At 69.5% G+C, this 12,866-nt stretch carries 9 protein-coding genes; 6 read left to right on the top strand and 3 right to left on the bottom strand.

Annotation, left to right across the window (positions count from 1 at the left end; translation table 11 throughout):
* Positions 1–94 precede the first annotated feature (94 nt).
* The 3 genes from AC1RS9_RS12795 (at position 95) to AC1RS9_RS12785 (ending at position 3,967) form a co-directional block, all read left to right on the top strand.
* A complete protein-coding gene (locus AC1RS9_RS12795; protein WP_492921761.1) occupies positions 95–1,615 on the top strand; it encodes an APC family permease in 1,521 nt (506 codons plus the stop codon).
* Positions 1,612–3,306 (top strand): flavin monoamine oxidase family protein, encoded by a 1,695-nt coding sequence (locus AC1RS9_RS12790; RefSeq protein ID WP_115296921.1) that lies wholly within the window; start codon positions 1,612–1,614, stop codon positions 3,304–3,306. Before AC1RS9_RS12795 ends, AC1RS9_RS12790 begins: the two co-directional genes overlap by 4 nt.
* Positions 3,307–3,394: 88 nt before the next feature.
* Positions 3,395–3,967, top strand: a complete 573-nt coding sequence (locus AC1RS9_RS12785) for a helix-turn-helix domain-containing protein (protein WP_115296922.1) — start codon at positions 3,395–3,397, stop codon at positions 3,965–3,967.
* Between the two features lie 104 nt (positions 3,968–4,071).
* On the opposite strand, the gene AC1RS9_RS12780 is transcribed toward AC1RS9_RS12785, so the two are convergent.
* Both AC1RS9_RS12780 and AC1RS9_RS12775 read right to left on the bottom strand, forming a co-directional pair.
* Positions 4,072–5,532: an FAD-binding oxidoreductase gene (locus AC1RS9_RS12780; RefSeq protein ID WP_492921758.1), complete on the bottom strand. Its 1,461-nt coding sequence runs from the start codon at positions 5,530–5,532 to the stop codon at positions 4,072–4,074.
* A gap of 134 nt (positions 5,533–5,666) precedes the next feature.
* Positions 5,667–7,301, bottom strand: coding sequence for a sodium:solute symporter family protein (locus AC1RS9_RS12775; RefSeq protein WP_492921756.1), 1,635 nt, complete (start codon positions 7,299–7,301; stop codon positions 5,667–5,669).
* Positions 7,302–7,485: 184 nt separating this feature from the next.
* Between AC1RS9_RS12775 and speB the strand changes: the two genes are divergently transcribed.
* Positions 7,486–8,508 (top strand): agmatinase, encoded by a 1,023-nt coding sequence (gene speB / locus AC1RS9_RS12770; RefSeq protein ID WP_006947199.1) that lies wholly within the window; start codon positions 7,486–7,488, stop codon positions 8,506–8,508.
* Positions 8,505–10,256: a thiamine pyrophosphate-binding protein gene (locus AC1RS9_RS12765; protein ID WP_492921754.1), complete on the top strand. Its 1,752-nt coding sequence runs from the start codon at positions 8,505–8,507 to the stop codon at positions 10,254–10,256. The genes speB and AC1RS9_RS12765 overlap by 4 nt, the downstream gene beginning before the upstream one ends.
* A 146-nt stretch (positions 10,257–10,402) precedes the next feature.
* Here AC1RS9_RS12765 and AC1RS9_RS12760 read toward each other — a convergent pair whose 3' ends face one another.
* The gene (locus AC1RS9_RS12760; protein ID WP_165583862.1) at positions 10,403–10,897 is read right to left on the bottom strand and encodes a MarR family winged helix-turn-helix transcriptional regulator; all 495 of its coding nucleotides are present in this window, start codon (positions 10,895–10,897) and stop codon (positions 10,403–10,405) included.
* Positions 10,898–10,992: 95 nt separating this feature from the next.
* Here AC1RS9_RS12760 and AC1RS9_RS12755 point away from each other — a divergent pair, with 95 nt between their 5' ends.
* Positions 10,993–12,477, top strand: a complete 1,485-nt coding sequence (locus AC1RS9_RS12755; protein ID WP_231729417.1) for an MFS transporter — start codon at positions 10,993–10,995, stop codon at positions 12,475–12,477.
* Positions 12,478–12,866: the final 389 nt, after the last annotated feature.

The raw sequence follows: 12,866 nt of genomic DNA, 5'->3' as shown, positions 1-12,866 counted from the left end.
CGCCACGTCGAAGCACATGCGTTTCCCAACACGAAACAACTCGGCGATGTGTGACATCGTGGTCTGGCCCACAGACCCCTTCGAGAGGTGCCCCGTGTCCTCATCGCTCGACGAGCAGGCGCGTTCGAGACTCCCGTTCGGCGCCCAGCTCCTGCGGCGCAAGCCGATCGGGCTGACGCTCGCGCAGGCCGAGGCGACCTCCGCCGGGCGCAGCCTGCACCGCAGTTTCGGTGTCCTGCAGCTGACGATGATGTCGGTCGGGGCGACGCTCGGCACCGGCATCCTCGTCGTCCTCGGTGAGACGGTGCCCGAGGCTGGCCCGGCGATCTGGATCTCGTTCGTCATCGCCGGCGTCGCCGCGCTGCTGTCGGCGTTCTCCTACGCCGAGATGGCGGGCCTCGTGCCCGTCGCCGGGTCGAGCTACAGCTACACCTACGCGACGATGGGTGAGGGCCTCGCGTGGGTGTGCGGGTGGTGTCTCGTCCTCGAGTACGCGGTGAGCGTCGCGGCCGTCGCCGTCGGGGCGGGGCAGTACGTCAACGAGACACTCGACTCGTTCGGCCTGGGCCTGCCCGAGGCCGTCGCGAACCCACCCGGGGCGGGCGGCGTCGTCAACGTCCCCGCAGCCCTCGTCGTCCTGCTCGCGACGGCCCTGCTCGCACGCGGCGCGCGGGAGAGTGCGCGCGTCAACACGATCATCGTCGTGCTGAAGATCGCCATCCTCGTCTTCTTCTGCGCGGTCGCGTTCACCGCGTTCAAGGCGGGCAACTTCGCACCGCTGGCCCCGATGGGTGCCGCGGGCGTCTCCGCCGCCGCGAGCACCGTGTTCTTCTCGTACATCGGTTTCGACGCCGCATCCACGGCCGGTGAGGAGGCGCGCGATCCGAAGCGGGATCTGCCGCGCTCGATCCTGCTGTCCATGATCATCGTGACGGTGCTGTACGTCGCGGTCGCCGTCGCCGCCATCGGAGCCCGCGAGTGGCACTGGTTCGACGGGCGCGAGGCGCCGCTCGTGCAGATCATGCGTGAGATCACGGGTGCCTCGTGGGTCGCGTTCATCTTCGCGGTGACGTCGGTGCTCGCCATCTTCAGCGTCGTGCTGACGGTGCTGTTCGGCCAGATCCGCATCCTGTTGTCGATGTCGCGCGACGGCCTCGTGCCGCGCGTCTTCGGCGTCATCTCCCCGCAGACGGCCACGCCGGTGCGCAGCACCGTGATCGTCGGCGGCGTCGTCGCGGTGACGGCGGGCCTCATCCCGCTCGGTGAGTTGGCCGACGCGACGAGCATCGGCACGCTGTTCGCGTTCGCCCTCGTCAACGTCGCCGTCATCTATCTGCGCGTGCGCAACCCGAAGCTGCCGCGCGCATTCACGGTGCCGCTGTACCCGCTGCTGCCGGCCGCCGGCGCGCTCATCTGTCTCTACCTCATGGCCAATCTCAGTTCCTCGACGTGGGTCGTGTTCGGCGTGTGGATGGCCGTCGGCATTGCCGTCTACCTCGGCTACGGCCGCCGTCACTCCCGCCTCGCCACGCTCGACCAGGCGACCTATGAGCGTCACCTCGAGGACGACCTCGACCCCGACCATCCACTCCGAGAAGGAGACACCCCGCGATGACCGCTGTCACCGAGTTCCCGCACGATCGCGACGAGCACGCGGGCGATGCGCCCGTCACGATGCTCAACCCCGACTTCCCGTTCAGCTACGACGAATACCTCGCCCACCCCACGGGCCTCGGCAGCGTGCCGGAGGAGATGTACGGCACCGAGGTCGCCGTCGTCGGCGCCGGCCTGTCAGGCCTCATCACCGCGTACGAGCTGATGAAGCTGGGCCTCAAGCCCGTCGTCCACGAGGCCGACCGCATCGGTGGCCGGTTGCGCACCGACAGTTTCAGCGCCGCCCCGGACGTCGTCGCCGACCTCGGTGGCATGCGTTTTCCCGTCTCCGGCCGCGCGCTCTACCACTACATCGACGCGATGGGCCTCGAGACGGAGGCGTTCCCGAACCCGCTGTCGGATGTCACGCCGAGCACCGTCATCGAGCTCGGCGGCGAGGCGCACTACGCGCGCACACCCGACGAACTGCCGCAGTTCTTCCGCGACGTCGCGGACGCGTGGAAGGCCGCCGTCGACGACGGCGCGCGCTTCACCGAGATGCAGGACGCCATCCGCGCTCGTGACACGAAGCGCATCAAGCAGATCTGGAACGAGCTCGTGCCGACGATGGACGAGCAGACGTTCTACGGCTTCATCGCCGCCTCCGAATCGTTCAAGGAGGCCGGTTTCGCGGCGCGTGAGGCGTTCGGTCAGGTCGGTTTCGGCACGGGCGGCTGGGACACGGACTTCCCGAACTCCATCCTCGAGATCCTGCGCGTCGTCTACACCGACGCCGACGATCAGCACCGACGCATCCTCGGCGGAGCGCAGAAGTTGCCCGAGGCGTTGTGGTCGCACGCGCCCGAGAAGCTCGCCCATTGGCCGGCCGGCACCACCCTGGCGAGCCTGCACGACGGGGCGCCGCGCGGCGCCGTCGCCGCCATCCGGCGTCATGAGAGCGGCGACCTCGAGGTCACCGAGCGATGGGGGCGCAAGGCGACGTACCCGGCGCTCGTCACGACGTGCCAGTCGTGGTTGCTGTCGACGCGCATCACGACCGAGGAGGCGCTGTTCAGCCCGCAGATGTGGATGGCGATCGAGCGCAGCCACTACATGAGCAGTTCGAAGACGTTCGTCATGGTCGATCGCCCGTTCTGGAAGGACATCGACCCCGCCACGGGCCGTGACGTCATGTCGATGACCCTCACCGACCGCCTCAACCGCGCCACCTACCTGCTCGACGACGGCCCGGACCGGCCCGCCGTCATCCTGCTGTCGTACACGTGGAACGACGACGCGCTCAAGTGGCTCGCGCTCGATGCCGACGAGCGCGTCGAGCTCATGCTGCACTCGCTCGCCCAGATCTACCCGGACGTCGACATCGCGAGCCACATCATCGGTCAGCCGATCACCGTCTCGTGGGAATCCGACCCCAACTTCATGGGCGCGTTCAAGGCCAACCTGCCGGGGCACTACCGGTATCAGCAGCGGCTGTTCACCCACTTCGCCCAGGACGAGCTGCCGGAGCACCAGCGCGGTATCTTCCTCGCCGGCGACGACATCTCGTGGACGGCCGGTTGGGCCGAGGGCGCCGTCCAGACCGGCCTCAACGCGGTGTGGGGTGTGGTCCGTCACCTCGGCGGAAGTTCGTCTCCGGAAAACCCCGGGCCAGGGGAGCTGCTCGACGAGTACGGCCCCATCGCCCTGGACTGACGGCGAAAATGGACTCTGACGGCTTTTCTGGGGAGAGCGGTGAGATCCGGCGTAGGGTTTACCGCAATACAACCAAGAGGGAGCCGGCGTGAAGTCACTACCAGTGCAAGGGGTGCGTGAGAACGTCGCCATCGGCGCCCGGTTGCGCAACGCCCGGCTGGCGCGCCGCTACACCCTCGAGCAGGCCGCGCAGCTCGCCGGCATGACGAAGGGGTTTCTCAGCCGCGTCGAACGCGACCTCACGTCGCCGTCCGTCGCCTCTCTCGTGACGCTGTGCCAGGTGCTGCAGATCGAGGTCGGCTCGCTCTTCGAGGCACCCCGCACGTCGCTCATCAAGCTTGCCGACGCGCCGGTCGTCGACATGGGCGGCACGGGCATCGACGAGCGCCTCGTCACGGGTCGTCAGGAACGTTCCGTGCAGATGCTGCGCGCCGTCATCCAACCCGGCGGGGACGGTGAGGCCGAACCGTACGCCATCGACTGCGAGCTCGAGATCTGGCACGTCGTCTCCGGCGCGCTCGACGTGACGCTGCACGACGCCACGCACCGACTCGAGGCCGGCGACACCCTCACCTTCCCCGGCCGCGAACCACACACCTGGCGCAACGCCGCCGACGGCGAGAGCGTCGTCATCTTCACCCTCATCCCCGTCGCGCGTTGACGGGGCTCAGGGCACCTGCACGTGGTTGTCACCCTCGACGCACTCGATGACGAGGGTGCCACCGACGGCTTCGAGGTAGCTGCGGATGCTGCGCGCGCTCGATATCAAGAGTGATCGCTCGCAAGGTTCACACCCGGGTTGAGGGTCCCATTCGGGTCGAAGACGCGCCGCAGTTCGCGCTGGATGCGCGTGTTCGTCTCGCCGAGCTCGACGGGCAGCATGCTCGCCTTGAGGCGCCCGATGCCGTGCTCACCGGTGATGGTGCCGCCGAGATCGAGGCCGAGCTGCATGATCTCCTCGAACGCGGCGTAAGCGCGACGCTTCTCGTCCACGGCCTCGGGAGTGTCGCCGGGGGAGTAGAGCACGGCGGGGTGCATGTTGCCGTCGCCGAGGTGGCCGGCCGTCGCGACGCGTACGCGGTGCTTCTTGCCGAGCGCCCGCACGCCGTCGACGAGTTCGCCGGTGCGTCGCAGAGGCACGCAGACGTCGTCGACGAGGTCGCGGCCCATCGCCTCGAACGCGTTGCCGACGAGGCGCCGCGCAGCGGTGAACTGCAGTGACTCCGCGACGGATTCGGCGACGAACACCTCCGCGCCGGCCTCCTCGGCGAGGCGCGAGAACGCCGCGAACTCGACGTCCTGACGTGTGGCGTCGTCACACCCGACGATGAGCATGCCGTCGACGGACTCGTCGAAGCCGAGATCGGCCATGCGCTGCACCGCGGCGAGCGTCGGGCCGTCCATGAACTCCAGCATCGACGGGCGCCCGCCGGCCTCGAGGTAGGTTGCCGCCACCTCGCACGCACGCGACGCCGAGTCGAACAGTGCGACGGCGACCAGTTCGTCGTCAGGCGCCGGGACGAGAGCGAGCGTCACCTCCGTGACGACACCGAGCGTGCCCTCCGACCCGACGATGAGGCCCGTGAGGTCGTACCCCGCGACGCCCTTCGCCGTCGGAGTGCCGGTGCGCATGACGCTGCCGTCGGCGAGCACGACCTCGAGCGCACGCACGAACTTCTTCGTCACCCCGTACTTGACGCAGCACAGGCCCCCGGCGTTCGTCGCGACGTTGCCGCCGATCGAGGAGATGCGCCACGAGCCCGGGTCCGGGGGATAGAACAGGCCCTGCTCACGCACAGCGTCCGACAGATCGCCGTTCAGCACACCCGGTTCGACGACGGCGATGCGCTCGGCAGGGTTGATGGTCTTGATCGCGTTCATACGGGAGACATCGAGCACGACGCACCCGTCGATCGCGTTCGCGCCACCCGACAGCCCGGTGCCCGCACCCCGCGTGATGACGGGCACGCCACGCTCGTTCGCCCACCGCAGCGTCGCGACGACGTCGTCACGGCACGTCGCGCGCACGAGCGCGATCGCCGCACCCACCTCTTCGACGGGGGATCGGTCACGGCTCGCGGCGTCGACGACGTCGGGGTCGGTGACGAGCGTGCCGCTCAGCTGCGCGGCGAGGACGTCGAGGTCGTCCGCGTTCGGGACGGCTGGTGCCGTGGCCGCGGAAGCCTCGTCGGGGGTGGGCTGCTCGCGCTGATCGGGGGTGCTCATGCGGTCTCCTCGTGAGGTGGGCGGTCTTCGGGGCGCGATGGGGCGCGTCGTGACTCAGCAGGGACGCCGATGCCGCCGTCCGCTCCAGCGTGCGAGCGGACGGCGGCATCGTCAAGCCGAGGCGGGCAGGTGCCTCAGCGTGCGGTCGGCGTGGCGTCGAGTTCGACGTCGGCGGGGCGGTGGACGCGGGCGTCCCACTCGGCGCGCACCGCGTCGTCCGTCTTCGGCGTCGCGAGGGAAGCGACGACGAACGTGACGAGCGAGGCGATGAGGCCGTAGTAGATCGGCTCATTGGCGAGGATGCCATTCAGGGTGTCGCCGAGCTTGTTCGCCTGGTAGACCATCCCGGCCACGGTGACGAGCGTGCCGACGAGCATCGAGATCGCGGCGCCCGTGCCGTTGGCGCGCTTCCACACGAAACCGCCGAGGATGGCGACGAGCAGGCCGCCGACGAGGATGTCGTACGCCACCGTCAGCGACGCGACGACGAGGTCGCCGCCGTTGTCGAGGCGCGCCATGAGGATCGAGATGAGCACCGTCAGCACGCCGAGCCCGAGGACGAACGCGCGGTTCTCGCGGATGTTCTTCTCACTGTGCGGGTCGGACGCGTCGTGGTTCGCGGCGTGCGAGCCTGTGCTCTTCAGGGCGTCGTGGTCGCTGTAGGCGTCGACGGCGACGTCGTCGACCGCGCGGGCACGGCCCGTCAGGAACGGGACGACGTCGTTGCGGGCCACCGTCGCGCACGCGATGAGCGCGCCGGACGCCGTCGACATCATCGCCGCGACGGCGGCGGCGAGCACGAGACCGCCGATGCCGACGGGCAGGATCTTGTCGGCGACCTCGGCGTAGACGTCGTTCTTCGCCTTGATGCCGTCGCCGAGGACAGCGTGCGCGCCCATGCCGATGATCGCGCCGGCCGCGCCGTAGAGGATGCAGTAGACGCCGGCGATGGTGCCGCCGAGACGCGCTACCTTCGGGGTGCGCGCGGTGAAGACGCGCTGCCAGATGTCCTGGCCGATGAGCATGCCGAACATGTAGACGACGAACCACGTGATGATCGTCTGCGTGTCGGCGCCGACCTTGCCGCCGGCGATGGCGAAGTAGTTGTCGCCCAAGCGCTCGCGGATGCCGGAGAAGCCGTCGGCCTTGACGAGCACGAACGGCAGCATGAGCGCGAAGATGCCGATCGTCTTGATGATGAACTGCACCTGGTCGGCCAGGGTGATCGACCACATGCCGCCGATGACGGAGTACACGAGCACGACGGCGCCGCCGATGGCGATGCAGATCCAGCTGTCGAGGCCCGTCAGCACGTGCAGGACGGTGGCGTACGCGCCGGTCGAGGTGACGACGAGGAACATCGTGTAGAGCATCATGACGATGCTGGACGCGCCCGCGGCGCTCTTGCTGCCGTAGCGCAGTTTCAGCATGTCGCTGACGGTGTAGACGCGCAGCTTCGAGATGGTGCCGGCGAACAGCAGCGACAGCAGGAGCACGCCGACGCCGATGGCGACGACGAGCCACATGCCCGACAACCCCATCTTGTAGCCGAGGCCGACCCCGCCGACCGTGGAGGCGCCACCGAGGACGACGGCCGCCATCGTGCCGGTGTAGAGGAAGGTGCCGAGGCGGCGGCCGGCGACGAGGTAGTCGCTGGAGTTCTGGGTGCGCGAGCGGCCCCAGAACCCGAAGCCGAGCATGGCGACGAGGTAGAGGACGACGATCACGAGGTTGAGGTCCACGAGGGCCTCCTTGGATCCGGGTGGCATGGCTCTGGCATGAGTCCACGGTGAACCGTATGAATATACGAGATCGACTCGTGACAAACGAGAGATTCGCATTGGTAAACACGTCCGTTAATCTGATCGTGACCTGATGAGTGGCCGTTCGACGGCTCGACGGGGTGCTCGCACCGGGCGTGCGCACGCCTCGTCGGAAGAGGAAGAGGACGAGATGGATCACCCCCGCATCGAGGCCGGCGGCAACGTCGGGCCCGTCAATGCCGCCCTCACGCCGCGGTACGCCGGCCTCGGCACGTTCGCGCGCCTGCCGCGCATCGAGGACGTCTCGAAGGCCGACGTCGCCGTCGTCGGCATGCCGTTCGACACCGGCGTCTCCTACCGCCCCGGTGCGCGTTTCGGCGCGACGCACGTGCGCGAGAGCTCGCGTCTGCTGCGCCCGTTCAACCCGGCGCAGTCCGTGTCGCCGTTCGCGCAGATGCAGATTGCCGATGCCGGTGACATCGCGCTCAACCCGTTCGACATCGAGTCGGCGCTGAAGGAAGCGGAGGAGGGTGCACGTCAGTTCGTCGACGAGGGCACCTCGCTCATCACGATCGGCGGCGACCACACCCTCGCCCTGCCGCTGCTGCGCGCGCACGCGAAGAAGCACGGCCCCGTCGCGCTGCTGCACTTCGACGCGCACCTCGACACGTGGGACACCTACTTCGGCGCCGAGTACACGCACGGGACGCCGTTCCGCCGGGCGTTCGAGGAGGGCCTCATCGACTCCTCCGGCGTCTGCCACGTCGGCACGCGCGGCCCGCTGTACGGCACGCAGGACCTCGAGGACGACGCGCGCTTCGGCTTCGGTGTCGTGACGAGCAACGACGTCATGCGCATGGGCGTCGACGAGGTCGTCGGGTTCCTGCGCGAGCGCGTCGGCGACCGTCCGCTGTACGTCTCGCTCGACATCGACGTGCTCGACCCCGCGCACGCGCCGGGCACCGGCACCCCCGAGCCGGGCGGTCTGACGTCGCGTGAGCTGCTCGAGATCCTGCGCGGCCTGCGCGGCACGAACCTCATCGGCGCCGACGTCGTCGAGGTCGCACCGCCCTACGACCACGCCGAGCTGACGGGCCTGGCCGCCGCCAACGTCGTCTACGAGTACATGTCGCTGCTCGCGCTCGGTGCGGACGCCGCGCCCGGCGGGCCCGCGTACGGCGAGTCCGGCACGGTGTACGGGGCCCAGCGGTGAGCGAGCAGATCCGTCACCCCGAGCCCGAAGCCGTCGCGCCGACGGGCGAGGGTGAGAAGATCCGCAACGGTGGCGACCTCGTCGTCGAGACGCTCGAAGCGCTCGGCACGACGACGGTGTTCGGCATTCCCGGTCAGCATGCGCTGGGCCTGTTCGACGCGCTGCGCCGCTCGGGGCTGCACTTCATGAGCTCGCGCGTCGAGAACAACGCAGCCTTCGCGGCCGACGGCTACTCGCGCGTCTCAGGCAAGCCGGCTGCGCTGTTCCTGTCGACCGGGCCGGGTGCCCTGACGGCGCTGCCCGGGCTGCAGGAGGCGTACGCGACGAGCGTGCCGATGGTCGTCGTCGCCTCGCAGGTGCCCGTCTCGGGCCTCGGCGGCGCGCGTCGCGGCATGCTGCACCAGCTCGACGAGCAGCGCCGCGCCGCCATCGACGTGACGAAGTCGCAGCGCACGGTGACGCACCACGCCGCCATCCCGACGGCCATCGAGTCGGCGTGGGTCGAGGCGATGACGTATCCGCGCGGGCCCGTGTGGGTCGAGGTGCCGCAGGACGTGCTGCTCGCGAAGACGGAGATCCCGCCGATCCGCACGGCCGTCTCGGCGCCGACGCCGGAGGGGCCGCGCCCCGAACTCGTCTGGGCTGCGGTGAAGTTGCTCGCGGGCGCGAAGCGCCCTGCCATCGTCGCTGGTGGCGGCGTGCGCCGCGCCGGCGCCGAGAGGGCGCTGCTCGCCCTGGCGGAGAAGCTCGACGCACCCGTCGTCTGCTCGCCGGGTGGCAACTCGGGTTTTCCGGTCGATCACCCGTTGTCGATGGGGTCGTGGGTCGAGGACCGCGCCGTCACCGACCTCCTCGCGGACGCCGACGTCCTGCTCGCGGTCGGCACCTCGCTCGGTGAGGTGACGTCGAACTACTTCACGCTGAAGCCCGCCGGCAAGCTCATCCACGTCGACGCCGAGCCGCGCGTTCTCGAGTCGAACCACCCCGCGCTCGGCATCGCGTGCGACGCGAAGGCGGCGCTCGATGCGTTCGTCGCGGCGTTCCCGGCAGAGGCGCCCGCGGGGCGCGCGCCGGGAGCCGAGCGTGCTGCCGAAGTGCGCAAGGCGATCGTCGCCCGGCTCGACGGTCAGGATCTCGCCCACGAGCGCGCGTTCATGGACGCCATCCGCGCCGGCATCCCCGACGAGGTGCCGACGTTCTGGGACATGACGATCGCCGCCTACTGGGCCTGGAACTGCTGGGACGGCCGCTCCGGCGGCTTCCACTCGGGTCAGGGCGCCGGCGGGCTCGGGTTCGCGTTCCCGGCCGCACTCGGCGGCGCCGTCGCGCTCGCGGAGAAGCGCGGCGCAAAGCTGACGGACGTCGACGCGGCGTTCTCCGTCGGCGGGCACGAGCGCGTCGTCGCCGTCGCTGGTGACGGCTCGTCGATGTACTCGATCGCCGAACTCGCGACGGCCGTGCAACACGGCATCCCCGTCACGTGGCTCATCGTCGACGACGGCGGCTACGGCATCCTGCGCGAGTACATGGAGGCGACGTTTGGCCAGGCGACGCACACCGAACTCGCGCGCCCGGACTTCGTCGCCTTGGCGGAGTCGTTCGGTGTCGAGGCTCAAGAGGTGGCTGTGGGTGACGAGGTCGGCTACGACGAGTTGACCGACGCCCTGCGCGCGACGTTCGCCGCCGACGTCAACGGCCCGCGCGTCATCGTCGTCAAGACCCACCTCGAGATGTTCGCGATGAGCTGACCCCTCTGCGATTCCCGTTCACATCTGCGATTTTCGTTCACCTTCACGAAGGTGAACGAAAATCGCCGATGTGGACGTAGATCGCCGTTGGGTACGGGATGGCGAGGGTGACGGTCACGGCGGCTTCGCGGTGTGGCCGGGGACTCTCAGGACGTGTCGTCGCGCGGTGAGCCGTGGGGTGAGGTCGCCGACGGTTCCTTGTAGGCGTCGATGAACGTCGCGAACGAGCTGACGAGACGTTCGCGTTCGCCGGCGGGCAGAGCGGCGAGGGCGTCGTCGACGCGGTCGAGGTGACGTCCGACGCTGCGCTCGTAGAGCGCCGCGCCGTCGTCGCTCGCCTCGAAGAGCCAGGCGTGAGACCCGGATTCGCGGAATCGCCGGACGACGCCGGCCCGCACCGCAGCGTTGACCTGACGGTTCGCCGTTGACTGCTCGAGCTCAAGTTCGCACGCGATCTGCTTGAGCGTGCGCGGCGGGCCGTCGCCCGTCAGCAGCCACAGCAGGCGGCCCTCGGCGATGCGCAACTCGCTCGCCTGCTCCTCGGCGCGGCGCATGATGTCGAAGTGAGAGAGCAGGCGCGCCATGGTGCGGGCACGGTCGCCGTTGCCGTCGTCGGCGGCGGTGTCGATGTCGCTCGCCACGTCTGCCGCCATCCCGTCCCCCCCGCTTGTTGCTTCGTACAACTAAATGTAATCTCATCGGGTAGGTATGTAATTTACACAAACGGAGTGGTCACTTGTCCTCACCCACCGCGCCGACCGGGGCCGCCCCCGCGATGCGCTTCTCCCCGATGACGGTCGTCGCCGTCCTCTGCATCGGCAGCCTCAGCGGCGCGCTCATGCAGTCCCTCGTCATCCCGATCCAGCGCGAACTGCCGGAGCTGCTGCACACGTCCGCGAGCAACGCCTCCTGGGCGGTGACGGCGACGCTGCTCGCCGGCGCCGTGACGATGCCCGTCACCGGCCGCCTCGCCGACATGTACGGCAAGAAGCGAGTCCTGCTCGTATCGGCGACGCTGCTCGTCCTCGGTTCGGTCGTCGCGGCGCTGTCGAGCACCCTCGCGCCGTTCCTCGTCGGCCGCGCGCTGCAGGGCATGGCGATGGGCTACATCCCGGTCGCCATCAGTCTCGTGCGCGAGGTCGCTCCGCCCGCGCGTGCGACGGGCGCCGTCGCCGCCGTCAGCGCGACGCTCGGTGTCGGTGGTGCGCTCGGTCTGCCGCTCGCAGCGTGGATCGCGCAGGACTACTCGTGGCACGACCTGTTCTGGCTGTCCGCGGTGCTCGCCGCCGTCGTCGTCGTGCTGACGGCGTTCGTCGTGCCGCACATCCACGACGAGCACCCGGCGCACATCGACCCTGTCGGCATCATCGGTCTCGCCGTGGGTCTGGTCTCGGCGCTCGTCGGTGTCTCGAAGGGCTCCGAATGGGGGTGGGGCAGTGGGCGCACGATCGGCAGCATCGTCGCCGGTGTCATCGTGCTGCTCGTCTGGGGCGCGTACGAGCTGCGTCACCACGATCCGCTCGTCGACCTGCGCACCATGGCGCGCCGCCCGGTGTTGTTCACGAACCTCGCGGCCGTGCTCGTCGGATTCGGCATGATGGCGCAGTCCATTATCGTGCCGCAGCTGCTCGAGATGCCCGAGGCCACCGGGTACGGTCTCGGCCAGTCGATCCTGCACGCCGGGCTGTGGATGGCTCCCGCGGGCCTCATGATGATGGCGTTCGCGCCCGTCTCCAGCGCGCTCATCACGCACCGCGGTGCGCGGGTGACGCTCGCCACCGGTGCGCTCGTCATCAGCATCGGCTACGTCATCGCGCTGTTCCTCATGAACGCGCCGTGGCAGCTCATGGTCGCCTCGTGCGTCGCGTCGGCGGGTGTCGGCATCGGTTACGCCGCGATGCCGACGCTCATCCTCGACAACGTGCCGATGCACGAGGCCGGCGCCAGCGTCGGCGTCAACGGCCTGATGCGTTCGGTCGGCACGACCGTCGCCGGCGCCGTCATGGCCGCCGTGCTGACGAGCCGCACGACCGTCCTCGCGCCGGGGACGCCCGCCATCCCGACGGAGGGCGCGTTCAAGGTGTGCTTCATCATCGGGGCCTGCGCCGCCGTCGCGGGCGCCGCCATCGCGATGCTCGTCCCGCGACGTGTGCGCCCCGACGCCGAGGCCCAGCCGGCCGGCGTCGACCTCGCACCGGAGGGCGCCGTCGTCGCGGGCTGAACCCGTCGCTCACGGTGAGCTCGAACGTCGCCCGCGAAGGTGTCAGATCTGACGCGTTCGCGGGCGACGTTCGTCATGAATGGCTGACGTCGGATGCAGTACCCCGATGGCGCGACATGTCGCGTAAGTCGGGATGCTGTGACGCAAGAACGCCCCACTCGTGCGACGTGACGCACGAGTGGGGCGTTCTCAGGCCCCGAGGGTCAGTTGGGCGTACTTCGTCAGCCCGCGATCACTTCGGCGGTCCGACGCGCGCCCGAAGGGGCCGGGGCACATCCTCGCTTCGCTGCGGTGCACCCCGCCCCTTCGAGCTTCGTCAGCCCGCGATCACTTCGGCGGTCCGACGCGCGCCCGAAGGGGCCGGGGCACATCCTCGCTTCGCTGCGGTG

This window comes from Dermacoccus sp. MPR-E5 (assembly GCF_058809565.1).
Note: the sequence above shows the minus strand (reverse complement) of the source record. Positions and strands in the feature narration are given on the sequence as shown.